Origin of the sequence: Streptomyces sp. NPDC002809 (assembly GCF_040295435.1) — a bacterium.
In the GTDB taxonomy this organism is placed as follows: Bacteria; Actinomycetota; Actinomycetes; order Streptomycetales; family Streptomycetaceae; genus Streptomyces.
In genome coordinates, this window is sequence record NZ_JBEOVJ010000008.1 from 16,892 (window position 1) to 41,008 (window position 24,117).

Here is a 24,117-nt window from a genome sequence, read left to right on the forward strand (position 1 = left end):
GTGGGGGGCGGTCAGGCCGGTACGGGGTCGGGGGCCGGTTTGCGGCGCGCGGAGCCGAACCGGCGCATGACCGGCCGTTCCACCGCGAGGAACATGGCGACACCGACGAGCTGGGTGATCACGAAGAGCACGACCACGATGAGGAGTCCCGTCCCCACGCCGAACTGCTTCCCGTCGCCGACCACGTGCCGGGTCAGCGCGAGCAGGGGGAAGTGCACCAGGTAGGCGGCGTACGAGGCGTTCCCCAGCAGCACCATGAACTTGTTGTCCAGCCAGCTCGGCTTGTCGTCCAGGTCGCGCACGGCGATGGCGGGGACGAACAGGCACAGACCGATGGTGAGCAGGCCGCTGGCGCGGAACGTCTCGGGCAGCTGGAACATCAGCCAGCACAGGCCTGCCGTGAAGAGTGCCGGCAGCCAGATGCTCATCCGGGGCCAGTTGCCGGTCTGGACGATGCGTGCGAGGAAGACACCGAGCAGGAACTCGGGCATCCGCGAGAGCGGGAAGAAGTCGGTGTAGTAGATCTGGTCCCACGACAGGCTCTGGCCCGGCGCGAGCGGTCCGTCCAGGAAGAAGTGCGTGAGGGTCGGGATGGCGACGATCACCGCGGCGCACAGGGCGAACCAGTGCCACAGGCGCTTGTCGGCGATGCGCAGGATCGGGCGTATCAGCAGCGGCAGCGCAAGGTAGAACACGATCTCGACTGAGACCGACCAGTTCACGCCATAGACGCTGAACACGTACGGCATCCGGGGAATCCAGTCCTGGACCAGGAACAGATTGGCGACCGCGGGGCCGGCCTCGGTCTGCTCCCAGGAGCCGATCATCGCCATCGGGCCCACGGCGAACAGCATCAGCAGGGTGGCCGCCCAGACGATCATGTGTCCGGGGTAGATCTTGACCACGCGCCGCCGCCAGAACCGGCCGATCGTGCTGCGCCACGGCTCACCCCAGGTGAGCACGAAACCGCTGAGCACGAAGAAGGTGGCCAGGGCGCCCGTCCCGTAGGGGAGTTGGGTACCGGCCTTGTTGATCGACTGGTCGGCGAAGAAGTACCCCGCGCCGAGGGCGTGGGTGATGAACACGGCGACGAACAGGATGGCGCGGTAGCCGGTCAGAGAGGGCAGCTGGCGGATCGGTGGAGACGCACTGGTCATGTTCCAGCTCCTGGAATGGGTTGGGGAGTCGGCGCCCGACGCCGGATCGGCCCGAAAGCTATGGGCGCCCGCTAGGGGCAGACTCGAGATCCGGCTCAACTCCCGCTCGACTCCGGTACGCCGGCAGGACGGACGTGCTCCAGCGCGTAAGTGCTCCCACGCCGTACGCCCCGCCGGGTCACGTTGCCCGCCCGGAGGGGCGGTGCTACGGTTTTCTCCGAGCCCCGTATGGGCCTACGCATGGAGGTAGCGGCTACTCAGCCATTACAGAGATCGGCATGGTCCGTCTCTCGCAGCTTGTCAATCCCTCACCTGGGATTGCTGCGCCCATCTTCACTGCGTAGGCGTGCGGGGTATTTCTGTGTCGATTTCCGGTTGCGTGGCCCGCCTTCTGTCGTCAATCGACTTCGGGAAGGTAGTGCATGAGCAAGGAACAGGCCGAGACCTGGGAAGCGCAGTCCGAGAGCTGGGCGGGCTTCGATGTCAATGAGTTCCAGCGACAGGTCATCGCCGAGTTTCGGGCGAACAACGGAAAGATGAGCGGGATGTTCGAGGGCTGGACATTGGCCGTGCTGACCACCGTCGGAGCCAGGACCGGCCAGCGCCGGGAGAGCATCCTGGGGTACCTCGAATTCGACGGAAAGGGGATTGTCGTCGCATCGTCGAACGGCGCCGACAAACACCCCGCGTGGTACCACAACATCCGCAAGAACCCGATTGTGACGGTGGAGACCGGCACGGACACCTATCAGGCGATCGCCGCCATTCCGCCCGGCGAGGAGCGGGACAAGCTCTTCGACCGGGTGATCGCCGAGGCGCCGGGTTACGCCGACCACCAGGCCAAGACGACCAGGGAGATCCCCGTCGTCGTCCTGAACAGGATCGGTCCCAAGCCCGGCGAGGAGCGGGTCAAGGGCATGGGGGACTGGATCGTCGAGGTGCACGACTGGCTGCGGGGAGAGCTGGAGACGCTCCGTAAGCAGGCGGACCAGCTGATCGACGGCAGCGCGGACAGGATCGAGCGGACGCCGCCGGACCTCGCCCAGCAGATGCGCACCCACTGTCTCAGCTTCTGCGGAGCGCTGAGCAGGCACCACGGTGGCGAGGACGCAGCCATGTTCCCGATGCTGGCCAAGCAGTTCCCGGCGCTCGCTCCGGCGCTCGGGCAGCTCGGCGAGGAGCACAAGGTGGTGGCGCGGCTGCAGGGCGACATCAAGCAGCTCGTCGACGGCTTCGTCCCCGGCGAGTCCGACCCGGTGCGGCTCCGTGCGGATCTGGAGCGGCTGGCCAACCAGCTCGAGTCCCACTTCAGGTACGAGGAGGAGACGATCGTGACGGCGCTCAACGCCACGGCCCCTGCTCCGAACTTCGGCTGATCGGCCACCCGCACCCCCCGGGCCGGATCCTTCCCCGGCCCCGGGGGTGCCGCTGTGTGTGGGGAAGGGGTGTGCCGCGGCCCGGGAATCCGGCTTCCGGGGTTCTCGATAGCAGGCGTTGAGTTGTCCTCAAGCGGAGGTTGCCAACCTGAGCGGAGGAAGATACTCGGCGTTCTCCTCGGGGGACCGCAAAGGCTCGCAGCGTGAGTTCTTCCCAGAATCAAGGAAGGAACTTTAATATGTCCTGTCGCGTCGTGATTACGGGAATCGGGGTGCGAGCGCCAGGGGCATCCGGAACAAAAGAGTTCTGGGACCTGTTGAGCTCTGGCCGCACCGCGACTCGTCGGATCAGCTTTTTCGATCCCTCCCCCTACCGGTCCCAAGTGGCCGGCGAATGTGACTTCGATCCCGAACTCGAAGGCCTGACCGCCCGGGAGATCCGGCGCATGGACAGGGTCGCGCAGTTCGCCGCGGTGTGCACCGACGACGCCGTCGCGGACAGCGGGCTCGTGCTGGACTCACTCGATCCGCACCGGGTCGGTGTCAGCCTCGGCAGCGCTGTGGCGGCATCCACCAGCCTGGACCGCGAATACCAGATCCTGTCCGATGCGGGCAAGCGCTGGAACGTGGACTCCGGGTATCTGTCACCGCACATGTTCGACTACCTCACTCCCGGTGTGATGCCGGCCGAGGTGGCGTGGAGGGTCGGGGCCGAAGGCCCGGTGGCGATGGTCTCCAACGGCTGCACGTCAGGGCTCGACGCGGTCGGCAACGCGGTCCAGACGATCCGCGAGGGTGCGGCCGACGTCATGATCGCCGGAGCTGCGGACACCCCGGTCACCCCGATCGTCGTGGCCTGCTTCGACGCGATCAAGGCCACCACCACGTACAACGACGACCCCGAGCACGCCTCCCGGCCGTTCGACGCGACCCGCAACGGCTTCGTACTCGCCGAGGGCTGCGCCATGTTCGTCCTGGAGAGCTACGAGCGGGCCACCGCCCGCGGGGCGCACATCTACGCCGAGGTCAGCGGCTACGCCACGCGCAGCAACGCGTACCACATGACCGGTCTGAAGAGGGACGGCCGCGAGATGGCCGAGGCCATCGGCGCGGTGCTCGACCAGTCGCGGACGAACCCCGACGCACTCGACTACATCAACGCCCACGGCTCGGGCACCAAGCAGAACGACTGGCACGAGACCGCCGCGTTGAAGCGCAGTCTCGGCGAGCACGCGTACGGGACACCGGTCAGCTCGATCAAGTCGATGGTCGGGCACTCGCTGGGCGCGATCGGGTCGATCGAGATCGCGGCGAGCCTGCTCGCGATCGAGAACAACGTGGTGCCCCCCACCGCGAACCTGCACCAGGCCGACCCGGACTGCGACCTCGACTACGTGCCGGTGGTCGCCCGTGAGCAGCGGGTGGACACCGTACTGAGCGTGGGCAGCGGGTTCGGCGGATTCCAGAGCGCGATACTGCTGAAGCAGCCGGGAGGAGCGGAATGACCACGGCTGTAGTGACCGGCCTCGGTGTGGTGGCCCCCAACGGGCTCGGCATCGAGGAGTACTGGAAGTCCACGCTGGACGGCCGCAGCGGCATCGCGGCGATCACCCGGTTCGACGCTTCCGAGTACGGATCCGAACTGGCAGGCCAGGTGACGGACTTCGAAGCCGCCTGGCCGATACCCGCCAAGCTGCGTCCGCAGACCGACGTCTCCACCCGGTTCGCACTCGCGGCCGCCGAGTGGGCGCTGTCCGACGCGGCCGTGGACCCGTCCGCCCTGGTCGACTACGACATGGGTGTGGTGACGGCCAACGCCTTCGGCGGCTTCGAGTTCACGCACCGGGAGCTCAACAAGCTGTGGTCCAAGGGCGGGCAGCATGTGAGCGTCTACGAGTCGTTCGCCTGGTTCTACGCCGTCAACACCGGCCAGATCTCGATCAGGCACGGGTTGCGCGGTCCCAGCAAGGCCCTGGTGGCCGAGCAGGCGGGCGGACTGGACGCGATCGGGCACGCCCGGCGCACCCTCCGGGAGGGGACCGGACTGGTCGTCACCGGAGGGGTGGACTCGGCCCTCGACCCGTGGGGCTGGGCGTCCCAGCTGTCCGGCGGACGGGTGAGCCCCACCGCCTACCGGCCGTTCGACGTGCAGGCGAACGGCTACCTGCCGGGTGAGGGCGGCGCGATCCTCGTGGTCGAGGACGTCGACGCGGCCCGCCGGCGCGGAGTCGGCCGGATCTACGGAGAGATCGCGGGGTACGCGAGGACCTTCGACCCGGCCCCCGGCTCCCCGCGCCCGCCGGGGCTGCGCCGGGCCGTCGAGCTGGCCCTGGCCGACGCGGGACTCGCACCGGGCGATGTCGACGTGGTCTTCGCCGACGCAGCCGGCGTTCCCGAGCTGGACCGGCAGGAGGCCGAGGCGATCTCCGCGGTCTTCGGTCCGTCCGGTGTGCCGGTGACCGCGCCCAAGACGCTGACCGGCCGGCTCTACTCGGGAGGCGGGCCGCTCGACGTGGTCGCGGCGCTGCTGTCCGTCCGGGACGGCGTGATCCCCGCTACGGCCGGCGTCGTCGACATTCCCGACGGCCACCCGATCGACCTGGTGCGCGGGGAACCGCGCTACGGGACCGTGTCGAACGCTCTCGTGCTGGCCCGTGGCAAGTGGGGCTTCAACTCGGCGATCGTCGTACGTGCCTTCAACGGCTGACACCCCCCTACTTCTAAGGAATTCACCTATGAGCGACACCATCACCGCTGACGATCTCCGCCGCATCCTGGCCACGTGCGCCGGGGCGATGGACGGCGGGAGCCTCGACGGGGACGCCCTCGACAAGGCCTTTGACGACCTGGGCTACGACTCGCTGGCCCTGATGGAGACCGCGTCCGCGATCGGCCTCGAGTTCGGAATCGTGATTCCCGACGACGAGCTCTTCGACCTGGAGACTCCGCGTGCGCTGCTCGATATGGCCAACGGCCTCGTCCGCACGGCCGGCTGAGCGATGCGGAGGCACACGCGACACACACTGACATCCTCCGCGCCCGCCGATGTGCTCTACAGCCTGGCCGCCGACGTGAGCCGATGGCCCGCCGTGTTCGCGCCGACCGTGTACGCACACCACTTCGAGCGTGCCGAGCGGTCCGAGCGGTTCCAGCTGTGGGCCGAGGTGGGCGGCGAGGTGAAGACCTGGGTCTCCCGGCGGGAGCTCCACGCGCACCGGCGCCGCATCCGCTTCGATCAGGAGCGGAGCGCGGCGCCCATCGCGAGCATGGGCGGGGAGTGGATCTTCGATCCGCTGCCCGGCGGGGGGACCGAGATCGTGCTGCTGCACGACTTCACGGCCGTGGGCGACGACCCCGCGACGGTGGACTGGATCAATGCCGCGCTGGACCGCAACAGTCCGGTGGAGCTGGCCGCGCTCGCCCGGGTCGCCGAGTTCGGCCACCCCGTCGAGGACGTGGTGTTCTCCTTCACCGACACCGTGACCTCGCAGGGCTCGGCCGCCGACGTCTACGACTTCGTGTACCGCTCGGACCTGTGGCCGCAGCGGCTGCCCCATGTGGGCCGGGTGGCTCTCACGGAGGAGGTGCCGGGCATCCAGCACATGGAGATGGACACCGTCACCCAGGACGGTTCCGCGCACACCACCCGGTCGATCCGGGTGTGTTCGCCCGGGGAGCGGATCGTCTACAAGCAACTCGTGCCGCCGAAACTGCTGCTCGGCCACAGCGGGCGGTGGGAGTTCACCGACACCCCGGACGGTGCGGTGGTCACCGCGCAGCACACGGTCGCCATCGACCCGGCCGCCGTCACCGAGGTTCTCGGCGGTTCGGCGACGCTCGCGGATGCCAAGGAGTACATCCGGGCGGCGCTCGGCAGGAACAGCCGCAGCACGCTGGCCCATGCCCAAGTCTCCGCGCCATGAGCGGGGTGGGCGCGGTGCGCGGTGTTCCGCGGGGCGGGTCGGTGGAGGACGGCTTCGCCGGGGTGGCGGAGGCGTTCGAGGCGAACTTCGCGTCGGGCGCGGAGGTGGGGGCGGCCGTTTGCGTCTACCACCGCGGCCGGCCGGTGGTGAACCTGTGGGGCGGCACCGCGAGTGAGGACGCCGACGACCTGTGGCGGCAGGGCACGGTGAGCATGCTCGCCTCGCCCACCAAGGCGCTGGTCACGGTGGCGGCGCTGCTGCTGGTGGAGCGGGGGCTCCTGGAACTGGACACTCCGGTCGCGGAGTACTGGCCCGAGTTCGCGGCGGGCGGCAAGGAGCGCATCACTCTCAGGATGGTGCTCAGCCACCGCTCCGGAGTGGTCTGCCTGGACCACGCCCCGATCACGAACGAGGACATGCGGGCCCACACCCCGATCGCCGAGGCGCTCGCCGCGGCGCGTCCGGAGTGGGAGCCGGACACCGCGCACGGCTACCACGCGATCACCTTCGGGTACCTGGTGAGTGAACTGGTGCGCCGCAGGACCGGGTTGACGGTGGGCCGCTTCTTCGCCCGCGAGATCGCCGGTCCGCTCGGGCTGGACAGTCACATCGGCCTGCCCGATCCGGACGCGGTCCACGTCGCCACCATGTTCCAGTCCAAGGCCGAGGACGTGATGTCGGGCGGCGATCCCGGTGACGCGGTTCCCATGCTGGTCGAACTCGGCAAGCCGGAATCGCTCACCTGCCGCGCGACGATCAGCAGTATGTCGCTGGATCCGGGATTCCTGGATCTCACGGTGGAGGACCCGTCCTACGGGGGCCTCAGCAGCGCCCGGTCGCTGGCCAGGCTGATGGCCCTGCTCATCGGAGAGGCCGAGGGGCCCCGCCTGATCGGCCCGGACCTCACAGCGGAGCTGAGCCGGGTGCACGCGAGCGGCCCGTGCCGCATCACGATGATGAACACGGCCTGGAGCCTGGGGTTCATGCGCGGCGACAGCCCCGTGTTCCCGGTCTCCGCCGGCCTGGGCACCGCCTTCGGCTTCGACGGTGCCAACGGCACCTTCACCTTCGCCGATCCGGCGGACGGGCTCTCGTTCGCCTATGTGCAGAACGCGGGCTCGCCCGGCCTGGGCAAGCTGGACGACCGGGCCCGAGGCCTGATCGAGGCCGTCCACCGCAGCGTGGGAGCACTCCGCTGACAGGAGCCCGCCCGGCTCACGGCGGCCTCGGGGCGAGTACGGCTCGGGGCCGCCGGTCACGCACAACCCATTCGACCTTCATGGAGGAATCATGCCTGGGAACAACCGGGTGGCACTCGTCACCGGCGCCACCAGTGGAATCGGCCTGGAGATCACCAGGCGGCTGGCCCGGGACGGGGGACGTGTCTACATCTGCGCCCGGAAGGCGGACGCGCTGGCGGCCACCGTCAAGTCGCTGCAGGGCGAAGGCCTGGACGTCGACGGCCAGGTCTGTGACGTGACCTCGTCCGAGGACATCCGCTCGTACGTGAGCTCCGCCACCGAGCGCTTCGGCCCCGTCGACATCCTGGTGAACAACGCGGGCCGCTCCGGCGGCGGAGTCACCCGGGACTTCCCGGACGACGAGTGGTTCGACGTGATCAACACCAACCTCAACAGCGTCTTCCTGATGACCAAGGAAGTCCTCAACCACGCGGGGATGCTGGAGAAGGGCAGCGGGCGGATCATCAACATCGCCTCCACCGGCGGAAAGCAGGGTGTCCTGCACGGTGCGCCCTACTCGGCGTCCAAGCACGGTGTGGTCGGGTTCACCAAGTCGCTCGGCCTCGAACTCGCCAAGACCGGCATCACCGTGAACGCGGTGTGCCCGGGCTTCGTGGAGACCCCGATGGCGGAGCGGGTGCGGGAGCACTACTCCGGTATCTGGGGTGTTCCGGTGGACGAGGTGCACGAGCGGGTGAGCGCCCGTGTGCCGATCGGCCGGTACGTGATGCCGGAGGAAGTCGCGGCGATGGTCGAGTACCTGGTCGGCGCCGGGGCCGCGGGAGTCACGGCGCAGGCACTCAACGTCTGTGGCGGGCTCGGCAACTACTGACTCCTCCCGGAGCCGGCGTCAGGCACGGCGGTGACGTCCATACCCCCAGCAGGCCGCAGCGAGTACTCGCTGCGGCCTGCTGGTTCTGTTGTTGTTGCCGTTGTTGTTGTTGTTGTTGTCGTTGTCGTTGTTGCTGTGGTGGTGGGCGCCTGCCCGGCGGAACGAATCCTGCGACGGAGCCGTGGCTCAGGAGGCTCAACGGCTCCGGTGGAACGCCTCGACGGCCAGGTCGAGATGGGCGGCGTCGCCCGTCCGGTAGGTCTCCACACCGGGACTGATCCGACGGCAGAGGCCCCCGAGGGCCTTGCCGGGACCCACCTCGACGAACCGCCCCACCCCCGCGGCCGTCAAGTACTGCACCGTGCCCGTCCAGTTGACCCGGCCGGTGAGCTGCCGGAGCAGGCAGGCACGGGCCGCGTCCCCGTCGGCCACCGGTTCGGCCGTGACGCTGGAGATCACCGGGATCACGGGGTCCCTGAACTCGACCTCCGCGAGTGCCGCGGCGAATTCCTGCTCGACGCTGCCGAGCAGCGTGCAGTGGGCCGCGCCGCCGATCTCCAGTACCACGACCCGGTTGGCGCCGGCGGCCTTCACCAGATCGAGGAGGACGTTGACCGCCTCCGTCTGACCGGAGATCACCACCTGGGTGAAGTCGTTGTGGTTGGCGACCTCCACGACCTGTCCGGACTCCGCGGCGGCCTTGGCGCACAGGGCCTCCATCACCGCCAGCTCCAGGCCGACCACGGCGGCCATCTTGCCCGGGATCCTCTCGGTGACCGACGCCATCAACTTCCCGCGGATGCTGACCAGTCGAAGGGCGTCGGTCCAGTCGAGGACGCCCGCGCAGACCATCGCCGTGAACTCGCCCAGGCTGTGGCCGGCGACGAAGTCGGGTACGACTCCGCGCTCCTCCAGTACCCGCAGGGCGGCAAGGCTGGTCAGCACCATCGCGGGCTGGGTGACCGTCATGTGCCTGAGTGTCTCGGCCGGTCCTGTGAAGCACAGGTGCGACAGCCCGAAGCCCAGCAGCTCGTCGGCGGGCCGGTAGTGGGTGTCCGCCAGCGTTGGCCAGCGTTTCAGCAGGTCGAGGCCCATGCCTACGCGCTGGGCGCCCTGGCCGGGGAAGACGAACGCGGTCCTGTCCATGGGGGAGAGGATCCGGGACCGGCCTACACGGCTGCTCGAGTCCCGCTGCAGCCTCGCGCGCGGCCCTTCTGCTCAAGCGGATCTCAGGTGGATTCTGCGACGGTGCACCCCGACACTCAGGAGGGCAGTATGCAGGGAATGACGACAACACGCCGCGGCTTCCTCGGCCTCGGCGCCGCGCTGGGCGGTGCGGTGGTGCTGGGGGCCGGGCAGGGCACGGCCCGGGCGGCGGACCTACGGTCCAGGGGGGCATGGCCCACCACGCTCGACCTGCCGGACGGATTCCACCCGGCGGACATCACCATCGGAAGGCAGCCCTACGCCTACTTCGCGTCCCTGCTCGGTGGTGCCGTCTGCCGCGTCAGCCTCGCGTCGGGGCAGAACGAGGTCATATACCCGGGGCTCGGAGACGGGTACATGGCCATCGGGATCCAGGTGGACGACCGCGGGCGGCTGTTCGTCGCGGGCGGCTGGGGGCGGACGATCACCGTCATCGACGCCGGCAGCGGTGCCGTGCTCAAGACGTACGACGTGGGCATCCCCCACTCCTGCGTCAACCACGTGACCGTCACGCCGGAGGGCGCGTGGTTCACCGACGCCTGCAACGGGCTCCTGTTCGGGCTCCCGTTCGGACCGGACGGCTCGCTGCCCGGTCAGGACGAGGTGCTGACCCTGAACCTGTCGGGGGAGTGGGTGCAGGGACCGCAGGACGTCATCACCTCGGCCGGTGTCGCGCCGACACCGGACGGCCGGGCGCTGCTGGTGGTCAACCAGTTCACCGACGGAGGGACCCTGTTCCGGATCGACCGGACCACCGGATCCGCCCGCCGGGTGCCGCTGGGCGACCTGAAGCTGCCGACCGCGAACGGGATCACCTTGCACGGCAGGACCCTGTACACGCCGCAGCAGACCGATCTCACGGCCGTCCGGCTCGACCGCACGGGGCACAACGGGTCCCCGGTCCTCAGGCTCACGGACCCGCGCTTCGACACACCCTGCGCGGCCGCCGTGTACGGGGAACGCCTCTACCTGGCGAACTCCCGCTTCCCGCTCCCCCCGACACCGACGACGAAGTACAACGCGGTGTCCATCCCGCTTCCGGTGTAGCGCCCGGCCCGCCGGGGCGTGCCGGTGCCACCGCGCCGGCACGCCCCGGCCCGCACGGACACCCTCAGAGGACAGGAGGAGAATCCCATGCCCGATGACGGCATACAGCTGATCGAGCTGGAGGACGGGTTCCACTGCTACACGAGCAGTGAGGCGGAGGCCCGGTTCATCCACCGCGAGATCTTCCAGGACGACACCTACGATCCGGACGGGCTGCCCGACGCCCCCGTGATCGTCGACGCCGGGGCCAACATCGGCCTGTTCACCCTGTTCGTCAAGCGCAGGTACCCGGCGGCCCGGGTCATCGCCTTCGAGCCCGTCCCGGACAACATCCGCGTCCTGAGGATGAACCTGCGGCTGCACGGCATCCACGACGTGACGGTCCACCCGGTCTGCCTGGGTGCTGAGCCGGCGGCCGCGGCGGACTTCACGTACTTCCGGCGCATGCCCGGCAACTCCACCCGCCATCCGGAAGGCCTTGCCCTCCAGAAGACCCTCATGGCCGAGCACATGGGCAAGGAGCAGGCCGAGGCCGCACTGGAGCCGACCGGGATCACCGTCCGGGTCGACCGCCTCTCCGACGTGCTGGCCGCCCGGCATCCCGGGATCGGCCCCATCGACCTGATGAAGATCGATGTCGAGGGAGCGGAGCTGGAGCTGCTCAGCGGCGTCGACGCGGCCGACTGGGCCAGGACCCGCGCCGTGATCATCGAGGTGAGCGGTCTCGACGGCGTACGCGCGTCGGTGGAGCGGACCCTGCGGGAGCGCGGGCTGACCGTCTCGGGCGCCCGCGCCCCGTTCATGTGGCCCGAGCTGGAGCTCTACAACGTGACGGCCAGGCGCTGAGGCTGCCGGGACGGGACGAGTGACTCGAGGCGCCGGACCGTGTCGTGCGGGCTCGGCGCCTCCAGCATGTCCCGGTGCAGCAGGTCGGTACCCTCCCGGAACGACGGTTCCGTGAGGACCCGGGTCAGCTGCTCACACAGGGTCCCGACGGTGAGTTCCTTCGGCTCGAGCAGCAGCCCGGCACCGCGGTCCGCCATGTGGCGTGCGGTGATCGCCTCGCCCCACATCGGCATGGGCGCGATCAGCTGCGGCACCCGGTGGGCCACGGCCGCCGCGAACGTGCCGCCGCCGCCGTGGTGGATCAGCGCACTGCACGTGGGCAGCATGTAGTTCAGCGGCACGTACTCGACCAGGCGGACGTTGTCGGGCACCTCGCGGACGGTGTCCAGATGCTTGGCGTGCAGAGTGGCGACCAGCTCGATGTCCAGCTCGGACAAGCCGGAGACGACCTCGGCGAACGTCACACCGGCCTCGCGGAACAACTGCCTGCCGCGCCCGCCTACCCCGAGGGTCAGCAGCACCCGGGGGCGCTCGGGCCGGTCGTGCATCCAGGGCTGCGGAGCCAGGTTCCCGTTGTAGGGGACCCGCCGGATCGGCTGGTACGTGAGATCCAGCGGCAGCCGCAGCGCGGCCGGCATCGGGTCGATCGTCCACTCGCCGAGCAGGAGGTCCTCCGTGAACTCGAGGCCGTGCGGCTCCAGCATCGGACTCATCAGGGCCGTCACCGGGTCCTCGTCGGTGCCCGCGCCGCGCTCGGTCAGCGCGGCGCGCGACTTCGCCCGCAGCCAGCCGATGTTGTCCTGGCCCCACAGGAAACGTGCCTGCCTGGCGCCGGTCACCTTGGCGGCGACGGCGGCCGCCACGCAGAAGGGGTCCCACAGCACCAGATCGGGACGCCACCGCTCGCAGAAGTCCACGAGGTCGTCCAGCATCGGTGTGAACCGGGAGAGCATGCCCGTGGTGCCACGCCACTGCTCGGCCCAGGTGTCGTCGTGGTCGGCGTCGAGAGCCATGAAGTCGGTGAGGGCCTCCAGCTTCTCGAAGTTGTCGTTCCACTCCATGACGTCCTTGAGCCGGCCGCCCGCGGGGACCGCGGCGAGACCGGCCTCCGTCACCAGGTCCACGGCGTCCGGATGGATCGCGACGCGGACCTCGTGCCCGGCGTTCTGCAACGCCCAGGCCAGCGGGACGATCGGGTGCACATGTGCCGTCGCCGGGAACACACTGAACAGGACACGCATCGGGGTTCTCCCAAAATCCGGGTAGGGGCGGTTTCGTACCACACTGGAGGCGCGTCCTCGATCCTGGCTCGAATAGCGATCGCGGTCCCTGACGGAGCGTTGTTAGGGCCCCGCTCGAGTGCGGCCTGCGCACCGCTGGAGTGCCCCGACTACCGCTGCCTGGGCGGTGATCGGTCTGGCAACATCGAGCGGACCCAGACCACCGAGTGAATGGATGTGTCATGCAGGTGCGCCAACTCGCCGTCCCGGGCAGCTTCGAATTCACTCCGCAGCACCACCGCGACCATCGCGGGGTCTTCGTCTCACCGATGGAGGAACCGGCGTTCGTGGAAGCGGTCGGCCACGGGTTCCACGTCGCCCAGACCAACCAGAGCCGGTCGGCCAAGGGCGTGCTGAGGGGAGTCCACTTCACCACCACGCCGCCGGGGCAGGCCAAGTACGTCCACTGCGTCAACGGGCGTGCGCTCGACGTCGTCGTGGACCTCCGGGTCGGCTCACCGACCTTCGGGGTCTGGGACACCGTCGAACTGGACACCGTCTCGTTCCGGTCGGTCTACCTTCCCGTGGGCGTCGGCCACGCCTTCCTCGCGCTGGAGGACGACACGGCGATCTCCTATCTCGTCTCCACGGGCTACCGGGCGGGCCTGGAACAGGCTGTGGACGCGTTCGACCCGAAGCTGGGCCTGCCGTGGCCCAAGGACACGGAGTTCATCGTGTCCGAGCGGGACACGGCCGCGCTCAGCCTCGACGAGGCGCTGGAGAAGGGCGTCCTCGCACGGTATGCCGACTGCCTGCCGGGTCCTTCCGCGGCGGCTTCCTGACCGCAGCGGAACATGCCGGAACGGCCGGCCCCGCTTCCCGGTGACGGGAGCGGGGCCGGCCGTTCGGCCTCTGCGCGGTCAGTGTGCCCGGCTGCCGCTGGGAGCACGTGGGAACAGAGGTGCGCAGGAGCGGCGCGCCGGTACGTACGCCGTGCGCGGCACCCGCACACGGCCGGTGCCCGGCCGCGTCGAGGACGCGCCGCCGGACGGGGTCAGGCGTGGCACGTGATCGGGCCTCCGTTGTAGTCGACCATCTCCTGGAAGATGACGCCCATCTCCTTGAGCATCGCCGCGACATCCGGCTCCTGGCCGAGCGCGGCGCCGCGCTCCTCGGCGTAGGCGCGGTGCAGGTTCGCCACCAGCCGCTCCGGCTCCAGGAGTTCGGTGAACGGCCCCGCCTCGGCGTCGCGCGCCGCCTCGTGGGGCGGGACGCCGGCCGCGACACCGGCCTTGGCCAGTTCCTGGACCCACCGCAGGTACGCCTCGCCGGTCTCGAGGATCTCGGGACCGCCGACCGGGCCGTGACCGCTCACCACCGTGACGGCACCCAGGCTGCGCATGTGCGCGACAGCCCGCAGGGAACCGGTGATCGAGCCCATGGGGAAGAAGGGAGTCGCTCCGGACATGACAATGTCGCCGGTGAAGAGGACCCGCCGTCCGGGTATCCACACGATGGTGTCGTTGCTCGAGTGGGCGGGCCCGGTGTGGATGAGTTCGGCCGTGAGGTCGCCCACGTGCAGGGTCATGCGGTCCTCGTACGTCGCTGTCGGCAGCGCGAGTTCGATGTGGCCCCACTCCACCTCCGGCCACAGGTCGGTGAGGTGCAGGCCGGCCTGGTGCATCTCGGCCCGGGCGAGCGCGTGCCCGTAGACCGTCGCCTCGGGGAACACGAAGTTACCGAAGCTGTGATCCCCGTGCGAGTGGGTGTTGATGACGGCGAACGGCGCACCGCGGCCGTCGCGGACCACGTGCTCGCGCAGCCTGAGGGCACGCGCCTCGGTGGCCGCGGTGTCCACCAGCGCCACCTTGTCGCCGGAGACGAGCACGCCCGCGTTGTTCACACACCACCCGCCGGGTGCCTGGACGTATGCGAAGACGCCGTCGGCCACCTCCTGCAGTACCGGCTCGCTCGTGGGTGTTGCTGCTGACGGCGGCATGGAAGAGCTCCTCGTCGTGTGGGTCGTCCTGGTCTTCACGTGGTGCGTCGTCATCAGGCGACACCGAACCCCTGGAGTGACAGGTCAGGGGCGTTCGCCAGTACTGCCCGGTGCAGATCCTGCAGTCGGCTGGAGGGTTCGACGCCGAGTTCGCTGCTCAGGGTCTGACGGAGATCCCGGAACGCCTGCAGTGCCCGCCACGGCGCTCCCGCCTTGTGGAGGCAGACCATGAGCATGGCGCAAAGTCGCTCATCCATCGGGTTCTGAGCGATCAGCACCCGTAGCTCGGGGATCAGCACGGCGTGCTTGCCGAGGCTCAGGTCGGCGAGGATCCGCTGCCCGTGCACGCGCATCCGGCCTTCTTCGAAGCCGATCGACTCCATGTGCAGCACGCGTCCGGCCGGCACGTCCATCAACGCGGGGCCGCGCCACTGATCGAGTGCCTCTTTCAGGCACTTTGCCGCGGTGGCGGCATCCCCGGACTCGAGTGCGAGATCACCCTTCACCGAGAGCCGCTCGAATTCCCGTACGTCGAACGCACAGGAGTCGATCATCAACTGGTACCCGTTGAAGTGGGTCACCAGGACGCTCTTGGCTCCTCCGGGGTAGTCCGAGGGCAGGGATTCCGTGATCAGCTTCCGCAGCTGAAGGATGTAGGTCTGAAGTGTCGTCGTGCTGCTCCGGGGAATCGAGTCCCCCCAGATCTCCTCCATCAGGGTCGAGATGGGCACGACGCGGCCGCAGCGCAGGGCCAGCAGGGCAAGAAGCTGCTTCGGCTTTCCTGCCGAAGGGACGATCGATACCCCACCGATTCGAACATCCAGCGGACCGAGAAGATTTATCTCGGCCGTCTGCACCCGCCGTGCCTCGACCAATTGCTTGGACGTATTGTTCTGGATAATTATCCTCATCCCCCTGTGAATTGTCCAGAAGTGCATTTTCAGGAAAGTCTACGAGTCTTTTTTGTGCCTCATTCTGCTTTGCGGAGCTGAATCTCTCCGGGAGAGCAGCCGAAAATCGCCATTGAATTTTGTGCGTATGAGGGGCGCAACGCTGCTACCCATGACGGGGTTCCGGTGGACCAGGGTGGCACTCGAGGTGCCGAGTGCACCGCTGCCACCGCTGAAGACTCCCTCACGCCTGGATTCGTTGCTGGTTATGCGCAGGTGTGGGGGGTCTCGGGCAGGTCAGGCCCTGTGCGCGCTCCAGGAGGTCACGTGGTTATCCGTGACCGCACTTCCCTATCGGTACCTCTTCCGTGGGTGGAGCGCCCTTGCTCATGGCTTGATCGACCGACTCAGTTTGCAGCCTGGCCCTGCGGCAGCGCAGGTGGATTTCCAGTCATGCCTGAGTGACGGGTTCCGGCTGGCGACGGCGCACACCCGGTTACATCGCGGCAACAAATGCGTCGGTGATGTGCGCGAGAGGTACGAAAGGTGACGTTTGCAGTGTGAAACGCTCTCTCCATCGAGGATATACCCGGACTCAAGTGGAGGTGTGGAGACTGACTTCGCGGTTAGGGCCGACGAGAGGAGCTCCGCAGTCATGGGAAGCGGTTTGAGAATGCTATTCGTGGCGGCGGGTAGCCCCGCGACCGTCTTCGCCCTCGTACCGCTGGCGACCGCGGCGCGTAACGCCGGGCATGACGTCTTCGTCGCGGCGACCGAGGAGATGACGCCGGTCGTCGTCGGGGCGGGGCTGCCGGCGGTGTCCCTGACCCGGCGGACGATGCGCGAATACATGTTCACCGGGGACGACGGCGCCCGGCTCACGCTGCCGGCCGACCCGGCGGAGCGGATGCGGTTCGGTGGTCACGGCTTCGGCCGGCTGGCATCGGACGGACTGGAGAACCTGCGGGCGCTGAGCGACGTGTGGCGGCCCGACATCGTCGTCGGAGGCACCCTGTCCTTCGCGGCGGGGCTTCTGGCCAGGCAGTTGGGTGTTCCCTGCGTACGGCACGCGTGGGACATGGGTGAGCCGCTGGAAATGGATCTCGGAGCGGCCGAACGGCTCGCGCCGGAGCTTTCCCGGCTCGGTCTCACCGAACTGCCCGAGCCCGATCTGTGGGTCCATATCTGCCCACCGAGTCTGCTCGCGCCCGGAGCGGCGGCCGGCGAGGTCATGCGGTTCGTGCCCACCGGCAGGCAGCGGCTGACGGAACCGTGGATGTACACCCGTCCGGCAAGGCCGCGCGTGTGTGTGACGGCGGGCAGCCGGGCCAGCCGTGAGCAGGATCTGGGCCTGCTCGACGGCCTGGTGGCGCAGGTGGGCAGCCTCGATGTGGAACTGGTGATCGCCGCACCGGACGAACTCGCCCCGGCGCTGACCGAGGGGCGGCCGCAGGTGCGCGCGGGCTGGCTTCCGCTGGGCACCGTGCTGCCCACCTGCGACGTGCTCGTGCACGCCGGCGGAGGTCAGACCGCGCTCACCGCCCTGCACGCCGGTGTGCCGCAGCTGGTCCTGCCGAACATGCCCAAACTGGTTCCGCACTCGCGTCGCCTGACCGAGTCCGGCGTCGCGCTCACGCTGCTGCCGGGCGAGGACGCCCCGGACGCCGTCGTGGGGGCCTGCCGTGAGCTGTTGTCCACGCCGGCGTACCGGGAGCGGTCGCAGGAGGTCGCCGCCGAGATGGCCGCGCTGCCCGGTCCGGCCGAGGTACTGGAAGTCATCGAGGATCTGCAGGCGGGCTGACCACCGGAAGGCCGACCCCAGGCGGACCGGCCCTGTTCACCCGGGCGGACCGGCCCGGGTGAACAGGGCCGGTCCGCCCGGCCGTTGGCCTCCGGCCGCCCCCCGTGGGCAGGACCTCCGGGCCCGCATGCCCGCAGTTCCGCCCGTGCCCGCCGGTAGTTCCGCCCGTGCCCCACCGCAGTTCCGCCCGCGCCCGGCACCCGGGCGCGGGCAGAACTGCGGTGGGAGGCCCGGGGCCCGTGCCCGGACCCCTCTCACCCGCGGGAGGTCCGCAGGACGGCGGCCAGGAGATCCGCCTGAGCCACGTACTCGGCGTGCGGCGCCTCACGTGTGCGTACCGCCGACACAAAGGCGGAGAGGGTGTTCGCGACCTGGTCGTCCGGCGGCAGCTGGACGGTCCGCGTGCCCGACGCGGTCTCCAGCGTGACCGCCGGCGTGTGGTCCGCGGGCGGAGTGAAGGCACGGTCCACGACGACCCGGCCGGTGCTGCCGGTCAGCTCGTAGCGGGAGCGGTAGGCGTGCTCCATCCCGAACGACAGATGTGCGGTGACACCGTCGGCGCGGCGCAGCAGCACGGCACCGGAGGTGTCGACCTGCCGCCCGGGAGGACGCTCGAGCGCGGCGCCCCGTACCTCCAGGGCGCCGCCGAGGAAGTGCATCGCCGCCCGCACGGGGTACACACCGACGTCGTACAGACTTCCGCCGCCGAGCTCGGCCCGGTACCGGATGTCCTCGCCCGGCAGGGCGGGAATGGTGAAACTCGAATGGAACGAGCGGAGATCACCGATCGCCCCGTCCGCCACGAGCCGCCGCACCGCCGCGTGCTGGGAGTGATGGACGAACATGACGTTCTCCATCAGAGTCAGCCCTCGCGTCCGCGCCGTTGCCGTCAGGCTGCGCGTGCGCGCGGGGTCCGTGGTCAGCGGCTTCTCCGCGAGCACGTGCTTGCCGGCGGCGAGGGCCGTCCCGGTCCAGTGTTCGTGGAGCGCCGCGGGCAACGGTATGTACACGGCCTCCACGTCGTCGAGCGCCACCAGCTCTCCGTAGCCGGTGACCGGGCGGCAGCCGAACTGCCGGGCGGTGTCGGCGGCCTTGGCGGCATCCCGGCTGGCGACGGCCACGATCTCGATGCCGGGATGGGCCAGCATGGCGGGCAGCATCCGGCGCCGGGCGATCGCGGCACAGCCGATGACTCCGATTCGCAACATCGAGGGCACTCCACGATTGGGTGGGGGACGGGCGGGTCCGTGAACGATGGCCGACCCGTCTCGACCGCGGCTCAAGCATCGGCGGAACGCGCTCCGCCCCGATCGGCGGTGACGTGACCGGCCCCTTTGGTCCGGTGGGGCGGCACGCGGAGGGGCCGGGGCCCGCGGGCGGTACGGGGGCCGGCCGCCAAAAGTACGCACTTCGACCGGACCGGCACCGTCTCCACCGCCCGCGGGGCGGCGCCCTCGTGGTCAGTCGCGGACGCCGGACCGGTCCAGAGCCGTCATGGCCTGCTCCAGGATCGCGAGCCGCCCGTCCAGGTCCGTCGCCACCGCCGAGATCATGACGCTCAACGTGGTCACACCCACGTCGGCGTACTCCCGCAGGCGTTCGGCGATCCGGCCGACGGGACCGACGAGTGCCGTCCGGTCGATGAAGTCCCGGGGCACGGCCTTGGCCGCACGGGCCCGGTCCCCTGCCCGGACGGCGCTGCTGACCTCGGCGGCCTCGTCCGCGAAGCCCAGCCGCGCCGCCAGCGAACAGTAGAAGTTCCGCTCGGCCGTTCCGATGCCCATGAGGTGCGCGTAGTGGTCGCGCAACAGGTCGATGCACGCGTCGGTGTCCTCGCCGATCGACGTGGCAAGGGCCGGTACGGTCTCGAAACCGCTCATGGTCAGGCCGACCGACTCGCGGCCCTGCCTGATGTGTTCGACGGACTGTGCGACGTGCTCAGGCGCGGCGAACACACCGATCCATCCGTCGGCGATCTCGCCCGCCAGCCGCAGGTTCTTCGGCCCCACCGCTCCCAGATAGACCGGGACGGGGGAGTGCGCGGGCTCGGTGATCACGTGCAGGGGCGCGCCGCCCGAGCCGGAGTAGGGCAGCCGGTAGTGCTCCCCCTGGTACCGCACCGGCTCGCCGGAGAGAGCCATCCGCACGATCTCCACGTACTCGCGGGTTCTGGCCAGGGGCTGCCCGAAGGGAACGCCGTACCAGCCGTCCGACACGTCGGGGTTGGAGACGCCCAGGCCGAGCCGGAACCTGCCGTTCGACAGGGAGTTCAGCGTGGCCGCGGTCAGTGCGGCCAGAGCCGGGGTACGGGCGGGAATCTGCATGACCCCGGAGGCAAGGCCGATACGTTCGGTGCGCCCCGCGACGAGACCCAGCACACTGGGCGCGTCCGAGCGGTATCCCTCGGGTGCGAAGGCGACGTCGTAGCCGAGCCGTTCGGCCGTGACGGCGAGTTCCGCCGCGCCTTGGTAGGTGAGGTTCACGCCAAGTTTCATCACTGCCCCTTTGTGAGCGTCGAGGGTGCTGGTCGTGCTCAGATCAGGAGGTGGGCGCCGCCGTCGGCCAGGACCACCTGGCCCGTCGAGTACCGCGCCCGGTGCAGGCCGACGACCAGCTCGGCGACGTCGTCGGTGGTGCCGACCCGGCGCAGGGGAGTGGTGGCCTCGACCCGTTCACGGATCTCGGTGAAGTCCTTCGTCCACGCGGTGTCGATCAGCCCGGGGGCGACCGCGTTGACCCTGACGGCCGGTCCGGCCGACGCCGCGAGCAGCCGGGTCATGTGGTCGACGGCCGCCTTGCTGACCGCGTACGGGATGGAACTGCCCGCCGGCCTGGTCCCCGCCACGGAGGAGATGTTGACCACGTGTCCGTCGGCGGACCTGCGCAGGTGCGGCATGGCCGCGACGGTCGTCTGCCAGGTTCCGATGACGTTGAGGCCGAGGATCTCCCGCCAGACGTCACCCGTCGCCGCCTCCAGGTCGGTGTGGGGGATGGGATGGGTGACGCCGGCGTTGTTGACGAGCAGGTCCAGCTGCCCGTATTCGGCGATGACCGCGTCCGTCAGGGCTCGGGCCTGGTCCTCGTCGGAGACGTCGGCCTGGACGAACCTCGCGTCCGGCAGCGAATCGGCGAGCTCCTTGCCCGCCTCCACGCTCCGCACCGCGTTGACGACGACCGCCATGCCCTCGGCGGACAGCCGGCGGGCGATGGCTGCGCCGATCCCGGACGACGATCCGGTCACCAGGGCGACCTGCTTACGGCTCATGTGTGGGTCCTCTCTGTGTGGTCGGCGGTGCCCGGGGCTCAGAAAAGCTGGTCGTGGCCGACCTTGCGGGAACGGTTGCGCAGCTTGCCGTCCTCGAAGACCAGTACGTCGTTCACGAAGCAACTGGGCCCGACGAGAGGCTCCTTGATGCCGGGACGCGTGGTGAGGACCAGGGCGTAGAAGGAGGCGTCGATGGCGCCGTCCGGGCGATCGGTCAGATTGATCATGTTGAACCAGTGGCGTCGCTGCACCGGGTCGCCGTCGAACCGGGTGTTGAACGACCTCAGTTCGGCGATGATGCCGGCCGTCGTGCGCGCGGCGGGCATATTGGGTGTGTGCTGGAACTCGCCGTCGGCGGTGAAGGTCGCCGCGTACTCCTCGAACCTTCCGGAGTCGAGGAGTTGCACCTGCCTCGCGTAGAACTGCAGTACTGCGGCGTAGGTGTCGGTGAAGGTGGTGTTCACGACAGTCGTCATCGCGGGTTCCTCCGGTGAGTGGATCGGTGCGGGACGAGCCGCGCCGCGGAACGGCGCAGGGCCCGCCGCGGGGCAGGCGCAGGGCGCCCGGCGGGGGCATCGTCCGTGTCGGAGGAGTCTGTGGCTGCCGCCTAGAGCCCGGCTCGAAAGGCCGGTGAGCCGTGGTCCGGCCCGGTCGGCTCCAGCGGCGTTCTAGCTGTCCGCGATCCGTGGTGTCCAGGATCGGCCCGGAGTCGAGCCGAGGAGGCCATGCAGATGACTGACCAGTCTCCGCCCGGATCAGGGGTGGCACGAGCCGCGCAGGACGTCGCGTCCCTCGCGGCTCTCCGGGCCGACCAGGCCGAAGAGGACAGGCAGTTGAGCGCGGATGTGGTGCGGGCGATGGTCGCGGCGGGGTTCGCCCGCCACTTCGTGCCGGCCGGCCACGGCGGCAGCGCCGGCACCTTCGGGGAACTGTCCGCCGCGATCACCGTCGTCGGCGCCCGGTGCGCGGCGGCGGCCTGGTCCGCCTCACTGATGGCGAACCTGGCCAGGATGGCTGCCTACCTCCCGGAGGAAGGGCGCAAGGAGGTCTGGAAGGACGGGCCCGACACGCTGGTCGTCGGCGGTGTCTCCCCCGTCGGGAGGGCGCACGCGGAGGGCGACGGATGGCGGTTGTCGGGGAAGTGGTCCTACATCAGCGTCGTCGACCACTCCGACTGGGCGCTCGTGGCCGGCGTGGTGCCGACCGGCGCGGGCTACGAACCGAGGCTCTTCGCCCTGCCCCGCGAGGTCTACACCGTCGAGAAGACGTGGTCCGACATCGGGATGCGGGCCACCGGGAGCAACACCCTGGTCGCCGAGGACGTGTACGTACCGGCCACGCTGAGTTTTCCGGTCAGGGACCTGCTCGAAAGCGGTGGCGCCGAGCCCGTCTCCCCGTGCCATGCCGTGCCGCTGCCGGCGGTGAACGGACTCTCGTTCTGTCTGCCGATTCTCGGCGCCGCCGAGGGGGCGCTGGAATACTGGTCGGACTACGCCGCGCAGAAGATCCGCGCATGGTCGCCCGCCAGGCCCGGCCCCGGCCCCGGCCGTGGGTTCTACGAGGAGGTGCTGGCCCGGTGCTCCGGCGAGATCGACGCCGCACGGCTGCTGCTGGAGCGGGTGGCCTGGGTCGCCGACAAGGGGCCGGGGATCACCGCAGTGGAAACGGCCCGCAACCAGCGGGACTGCGCTCTCGCGGCGGATCTCCTGGTGGGTGCCGTGAACCGGTTGTTCAGGGCCTCGGGAACCGCCGGGCACAGCGACGAGCAGCCGCTCCAGCGGATCTGGCGCGACGTCAACTCGGCGGCGGGGCATGTGGTGCTGCAGTTCGGCCCGTGTGCGACCGCCTACGCCGATCGGGCACTCGGCCTGAGCGCCGGTGGCCACCAGAGCCAGTCGGCACGCAAGTAGACGCGACACTCGAAAGGACAGCCGTATGAGTGCGGAAGAGAACGGAGAGACCGGGGACGCCGGACAGGAGTCTCCGCGTGAGGAGTTCGACGCCGGGGCGTTCCAGCGCGGCGTCATCGCGGAGTTCCGGGCGAACGAGGGGAAGGTCGGTGGGATGTTCGAAGGAGCGCATCTGCTCCTGCTGACCACCACCGGCGCCAGGAGCGGCGAGCCGCGGACCAACCCGCTGGGGAAGGTCGAGGTCGAGGGCAGGACGGTCGTCGTCGGATCGATGTTCGGCGCACCCAAGCACCCCGACTGGTTCCACAACATCAGGAAGAACCCGAAGGTCACGGTCGAGGTCGGCACCGAGACCTACGAGGCGGTCGCCACCGTTCCGCAGGGCCCGGAGCGCGACCGGCTCTTCGAGAAGGTCGTCGAAGTCGCTCCGGGGTACGCGGAGTACCAGGCCAAGACCACCCGGGTGATTCCGGTCGTGGTCCTGGAACGGGTCGGCCACGGCGGCGCTCCCGAAGGCGCCTGAGACACCACCTCCTCATGCGGGTGAGCCAGGGCAGATCTGCCCTGGCTCACCCGCATGAGCTGCGGCCGGTATGCCCGAGGCCGGTATGCCCGCGGCTGTCATGAGCTGCGGCCGGCAGAGGACACAGGTGGCCGGCGCCCCGGCCACCGCGACGGCCGCTTCCGGCCGGACGCAGCCGGGATCAGGAACGTGATCAGGAAGCGGCCCCCGCGGGGCCCTCCCCGGTCTGCAGGGGGCCGCCCTCGCGCTGCCACCGGGTGATACCGCCCTCCAGCGGGCGGGCCGGGATCTCGTGGCTGCGCAGCAGACGGACCAGATCGGGGGAGAGCACGCAGTACGGGCCCTGGCAGTAGGCGATGACCTCCACGCCCCTCGGGATGCTGTCCATCTTCTGTCTCAGCTCCGCGGCGGGCAACGAGATCGCGCTGGGCACATGACCTCTGGCGTAGTCCTCCGACGAGCGGACATCGATGATCAGTATCCTCGGATCGTCGATGTGCGCCCGCAGTTCCTCGGCCGTGACCGGCCGGAGCTCGGAGCTGTTGCCCAGCAGCTCGTCGATGGCCAGTCGGAGATCGGCGAGCCGGACCTCCGCACAGGTCTGCAGAGAACCGAGCAGACGTGACACATCGGGCCCGGCGAGCCGGTAGATGATCCGGTTGCCCTCCCGCCTGGTGGTGACCAGGTTCGCACCACGCAGCTGCTGGAGCTGGGCCGAGGTGTTCTTCAGACCGACGCCGGAGGCGGTGACGAGGCCCTCCACGTCGCTCTCGCCGTTCTCGAGCAGATCGAGCAGGCGCAGCCGTACCGGACTGGCCAGCGCCTTCCCGATCCGAGCGAGCTGTGTGTAGACCTCGGTCTCGATGAACTCTCCCATGGGA

23 protein-coding genes are annotated in these 24,117 nt (G+C 69.6%); 13 read left to right on the top strand and 10 right to left on the bottom strand.

The features are described 5' to 3' along the window. Positions 1–11 precede the first annotated feature (11 nt). The gene (locus ABT025_RS07460; protein ID WP_350990907.1) at positions 12–1,157 is read right to left on the bottom strand and encodes an acyltransferase family protein; all 1,146 of its coding nucleotides are present in this window, start codon (positions 1,155–1,157) and stop codon (positions 12–14) included. Between the two features lie 422 nt (positions 1,158–1,579). Between ABT025_RS07460 and ABT025_RS07465 the strand changes: the two genes are divergently transcribed. The 7 genes from ABT025_RS07465 to fabG all read left to right on the top strand — a co-directional run bounded on the left by ABT025_RS07465 (position 1,580) and on the right by fabG (position 8,529). Next, a complete protein-coding gene (locus tag ABT025_RS07465) occupies positions 1,580–2,533 on the top strand; it encodes a nitroreductase/quinone reductase family protein (protein ID WP_350990909.1) in 954 nt (317 codons plus the stop codon). 239 nt (positions 2,534–2,772) lie between these two features. Beyond that, positions 2,773–4,038: a beta-ketoacyl-[acyl-carrier-protein] synthase family protein gene (locus ABT025_RS07470; protein ID WP_350990911.1), complete on the top strand. Its 1,266-nt coding sequence runs from the start codon at positions 2,773–2,775 to the stop codon at positions 4,036–4,038. Next, positions 4,035–5,240, top strand: coding sequence for a ketosynthase chain-length factor (locus tag ABT025_RS07475; protein WP_350990913.1), 1,206 nt, complete (start codon positions 4,035–4,037; stop codon positions 5,238–5,240). The genes ABT025_RS07470 and ABT025_RS07475 overlap by 4 nt, the downstream gene beginning before the upstream one ends. Before the next feature lie 28 nt (positions 5,241–5,268). Next, positions 5,269–5,529 carry an acyl carrier protein gene (locus ABT025_RS07480; protein ID WP_350990915.1) on the top strand — a complete coding sequence of 87 codons (261 nt, stop codon included), beginning with the start codon at positions 5,269–5,271 and terminating at the stop codon, positions 5,527–5,529. Positions 5,530–5,532: 3 nt separating this feature from the next. After that, positions 5,533–6,456 carry an aromatase/cyclase gene (locus tag ABT025_RS07485; protein ID WP_350990917.1) on the top strand — a complete coding sequence of 308 codons (924 nt, stop codon included), beginning with the start codon at positions 5,533–5,535 and terminating at the stop codon, positions 6,454–6,456. Beyond that, positions 6,453–7,655 carry a serine hydrolase domain-containing protein gene (locus ABT025_RS07490; RefSeq protein ID WP_350990919.1) on the top strand — a complete coding sequence of 401 codons (1,203 nt, stop codon included), beginning with the start codon at positions 6,453–6,455 and terminating at the stop codon, positions 7,653–7,655. The genes ABT025_RS07485 and ABT025_RS07490 overlap by 4 nt, the downstream gene beginning before the upstream one ends. Before the next feature lie 88 nt (positions 7,656–7,743). After that, on the top strand, positions 7,744–8,529 hold the full coding sequence (gene fabG, locus ABT025_RS07495) for a 3-oxoacyl-ACP reductase FabG (RefSeq protein WP_350991176.1): 786 nt from the start codon (positions 7,744–7,746) through the stop codon (positions 8,527–8,529). A gap of 195 nt (positions 8,530–8,724) precedes the next feature. Here the strand turns inward: fabG and fabD are convergent, their stop codons facing one another. Beyond that, entirely contained in the window at positions 8,725–9,675 is a 951-nt protein-coding gene (fabD, locus tag ABT025_RS07500) for an ACP S-malonyltransferase (protein ID WP_350990921.1), read from the bottom strand. 138 nt (positions 9,676–9,813) lie between these two features. On the opposite strand from fabD, the gene ABT025_RS07505 reads away from it, so the two are divergent. Beyond that, complete coding sequence (locus ABT025_RS07505; RefSeq protein ID WP_350990923.1) at positions 9,814–10,782, top strand: NHL repeat-containing protein; 969 nt, start codon at positions 9,814–9,816, stop codon at positions 10,780–10,782. 87 nt (positions 10,783–10,869) lie between these two features. Further along, a complete protein-coding gene (locus ABT025_RS07510) occupies positions 10,870–11,628 on the top strand; it encodes an FkbM family methyltransferase (RefSeq protein WP_350990925.1) in 759 nt (252 codons plus the stop codon). On the opposite strand, the gene ABT025_RS07515 is transcribed toward ABT025_RS07510, so the two are convergent. Next, positions 11,604–12,869 carry a nucleotide disphospho-sugar-binding domain-containing protein gene (locus ABT025_RS07515; RefSeq protein WP_350990927.1) on the bottom strand — a complete coding sequence of 422 codons (1,266 nt, stop codon included), beginning with the start codon at positions 12,867–12,869 and terminating at the stop codon, positions 11,604–11,606. The two genes, ABT025_RS07510 and ABT025_RS07515, sit on opposite strands and share 25 nt — an antisense overlap. A gap of 221 nt (positions 12,870–13,090) precedes the next feature. Here ABT025_RS07515 and ABT025_RS07520 point away from each other — a divergent pair, with 221 nt between their 5' ends. Then, a complete protein-coding gene (locus tag ABT025_RS07520; RefSeq protein ID WP_350990929.1) occupies positions 13,091–13,690 on the top strand; it encodes a dTDP-4-dehydrorhamnose 3,5-epimerase family protein in 600 nt (199 codons plus the stop codon). Between the two features lie 212 nt (positions 13,691–13,902). On the opposite strand, the gene ABT025_RS07525 is transcribed toward ABT025_RS07520, so the two are convergent. Next, positions 13,903–14,847, bottom strand: coding sequence for an MBL fold metallo-hydrolase (locus ABT025_RS07525; protein ID WP_350990931.1), 945 nt, complete (start codon positions 14,845–14,847; stop codon positions 13,903–13,905). Between the two features lie 53 nt (positions 14,848–14,900). Beyond that, the gene (locus ABT025_RS07530) at positions 14,901–15,785 is read right to left on the bottom strand and encodes an AfsR/SARP family transcriptional regulator (protein ID WP_350990933.1); all 885 of its coding nucleotides are present in this window, start codon (positions 15,783–15,785) and stop codon (positions 14,901–14,903) included. Positions 15,786–16,410: 625 nt separating this feature from the next. Between ABT025_RS07530 and ABT025_RS07535 the strand changes: the two genes are divergently transcribed. Further along, positions 16,411–17,538 (top strand): glycosyltransferase, encoded by a 1,128-nt coding sequence (locus ABT025_RS07535; RefSeq protein WP_350991178.1) that lies wholly within the window; start codon positions 16,411–16,413, stop codon positions 17,536–17,538. 254 nt (positions 17,539–17,792) lie between these two features. Here ABT025_RS07535 and ABT025_RS07540 read toward each other — a convergent pair whose 3' ends face one another. From ABT025_RS07540 to ABT025_RS07555, 4 genes are all read right to left on the bottom strand, one after another. Then, positions 17,793–18,746, bottom strand: coding sequence for a Gfo/Idh/MocA family protein (locus tag ABT025_RS07540; protein ID WP_350990935.1), 954 nt, complete (start codon positions 18,744–18,746; stop codon positions 17,793–17,795). Positions 18,747–18,998: 252 nt separating this feature from the next. Continuing rightward, positions 18,999–20,033 carry an LLM class flavin-dependent oxidoreductase gene (locus ABT025_RS07545; RefSeq protein ID WP_350990937.1) on the bottom strand — a complete coding sequence of 345 codons (1,035 nt, stop codon included), beginning with the start codon at positions 20,031–20,033 and terminating at the stop codon, positions 18,999–19,001. A 38-nt stretch (positions 20,034–20,071) separates the two neighbouring features. Next, positions 20,072–20,803: an SDR family NAD(P)-dependent oxidoreductase gene (locus ABT025_RS07550; RefSeq protein ID WP_350990939.1), complete on the bottom strand. Its 732-nt coding sequence runs from the start codon at positions 20,801–20,803 to the stop codon at positions 20,072–20,074. Between the two features lie 38 nt (positions 20,804–20,841). Further along, a complete protein-coding gene (locus tag ABT025_RS07555; protein ID WP_350990941.1) occupies positions 20,842–21,279 on the bottom strand; it encodes a nuclear transport factor 2 family protein in 438 nt (145 codons plus the stop codon). Between the two features lie 255 nt (positions 21,280–21,534). On the opposite strand from ABT025_RS07555, the gene ABT025_RS07560 reads away from it, so the two are divergent. Together ABT025_RS07560 and ABT025_RS07565 are read left to right on the top strand one after the other, a co-directional pair. Beyond that, the gene (locus ABT025_RS07560; protein WP_350990943.1) at positions 21,535–22,713 is read left to right on the top strand and encodes an acyl-CoA dehydrogenase family protein; all 1,179 of its coding nucleotides are present in this window, start codon (positions 21,535–21,537) and stop codon (positions 22,711–22,713) included. 25 nt (positions 22,714–22,738) lie between these two features. Beyond that, complete coding sequence (locus ABT025_RS07565) at positions 22,739–23,236, top strand: nitroreductase family deazaflavin-dependent oxidoreductase (RefSeq protein ID WP_350990945.1); 498 nt, start codon at positions 22,739–22,741, stop codon at positions 23,234–23,236. A 193-nt stretch (positions 23,237–23,429) separates the two neighbouring features. Here the strand turns inward: ABT025_RS07565 and ABT025_RS07570 are convergent, their stop codons facing one another. Next, positions 23,430–24,113 carry an ArsR/SmtB family transcription factor gene (locus ABT025_RS07570; RefSeq protein ID WP_350990947.1) on the bottom strand — a complete coding sequence of 228 codons (684 nt, stop codon included), beginning with the start codon at positions 24,111–24,113 and terminating at the stop codon, positions 23,430–23,432. Positions 24,114–24,117: the final 4 nt, after the last annotated feature.

Excerpts from the sequence above, each read along its gene's own strand:
- ABT025_RS07460 (WP_350990907.1), bottom strand. The coding sequence starts at position 1,157 with ATGACCAGTGCGTCTCCACCGATCCGCCAGCTGCCCTCTCTGACCGGC.
- ABT025_RS07465 (WP_350990909.1), top strand. The coding sequence starts at position 1,580 with ATGAGCAAGGAACAGGCCGAGACCTGGGAAGCGCAGTCCGAGAGCTGG.
- ABT025_RS07470 (WP_350990911.1), top strand. The coding sequence starts at position 2,773 with ATGTCCTGTCGCGTCGTGATTACGGGAATCGGGGTGCGAGCGCCAGGG.
- ABT025_RS07475 (WP_350990913.1), top strand. The coding sequence starts at position 4,035 with ATGACCACGGCTGTAGTGACCGGCCTCGGTGTGGTGGCCCCCAACGGG.
- ABT025_RS07480 (WP_350990915.1), top strand. The coding sequence starts at position 5,269 with ATGAGCGACACCATCACCGCTGACGATCTCCGCCGCATCCTGGCCACG.
- ABT025_RS07485 (WP_350990917.1), top strand. The coding sequence starts at position 5,533 with ATGCGGAGGCACACGCGACACACACTGACATCCTCCGCGCCCGCCGAT.
- ABT025_RS07490 (WP_350990919.1), top strand. The coding sequence starts at position 6,453 with ATGAGCGGGGTGGGCGCGGTGCGCGGTGTTCCGCGGGGCGGGTCGGTG.
- fabD (WP_350990921.1), bottom strand. The coding sequence starts at position 9,675 with ATGGACAGGACCGCGTTCGTCTTCCCCGGCCAGGGCGCCCAGCGCGTA.
- ABT025_RS07505 (WP_350990923.1), top strand. The coding sequence starts at position 9,814 with ATGACGACAACACGCCGCGGCTTCCTCGGCCTCGGCGCCGCGCTGGGC.
- ABT025_RS07510 (WP_350990925.1), top strand. The coding sequence starts at position 10,870 with ATGCCCGATGACGGCATACAGCTGATCGAGCTGGAGGACGGGTTCCAC.
- ABT025_RS07515 (WP_350990927.1), bottom strand. The coding sequence starts at position 12,869 with ATGCGTGTCCTGTTCAGTGTGTTCCCGGCGACGGCACATGTGCACCCG.
- ABT025_RS07520 (WP_350990929.1), top strand. The coding sequence starts at position 13,091 with ATGCAGGTGCGCCAACTCGCCGTCCCGGGCAGCTTCGAATTCACTCCG.
- ABT025_RS07525 (WP_350990931.1), bottom strand. The coding sequence starts at position 14,847 with ATGCCGCCGTCAGCAGCAACACCCACGAGCGAGCCGGTACTGCAGGAG.
- ABT025_RS07530 (WP_350990933.1), bottom strand. The coding sequence starts at position 15,785 with ATGCACTTCTGGACAATTCACAGGGGGATGAGGATAATTATCCAGAAC.
- ABT025_RS07535 (WP_350991178.1), top strand. The coding sequence starts at position 16,411 with ATGCTATTCGTGGCGGCGGGTAGCCCCGCGACCGTCTTCGCCCTCGTA.
- ABT025_RS07540 (WP_350990935.1), bottom strand. The coding sequence starts at position 18,746 with ATGTTGCGAATCGGAGTCATCGGCTGTGCCGCGATCGCCCGGCGCCGG.
- ABT025_RS07545 (WP_350990937.1), bottom strand. The coding sequence starts at position 20,033 with ATGAAACTTGGCGTGAACCTCACCTACCAAGGCGCGGCGGAACTCGCC.
- ABT025_RS07550 (WP_350990939.1), bottom strand. The coding sequence starts at position 20,803 with ATGAGCCGTAAGCAGGTCGCCCTGGTGACCGGATCGTCGTCCGGGATC.
- ABT025_RS07555 (WP_350990941.1), bottom strand. The coding sequence starts at position 21,279 with ATGACGACTGTCGTGAACACCACCTTCACCGACACCTACGCCGCAGTA.
- ABT025_RS07560 (WP_350990943.1), top strand. The coding sequence starts at position 21,535 with ATGACTGACCAGTCTCCGCCCGGATCAGGGGTGGCACGAGCCGCGCAG.
- ABT025_RS07565 (WP_350990945.1), top strand. The coding sequence starts at position 22,739 with ATGAGTGCGGAAGAGAACGGAGAGACCGGGGACGCCGGACAGGAGTCT.
- ABT025_RS07570 (WP_350990947.1), bottom strand. The coding sequence starts at position 24,113 with ATGGGAGAGTTCATCGAGACCGAGGTCTACACACAGCTCGCTCGGATC.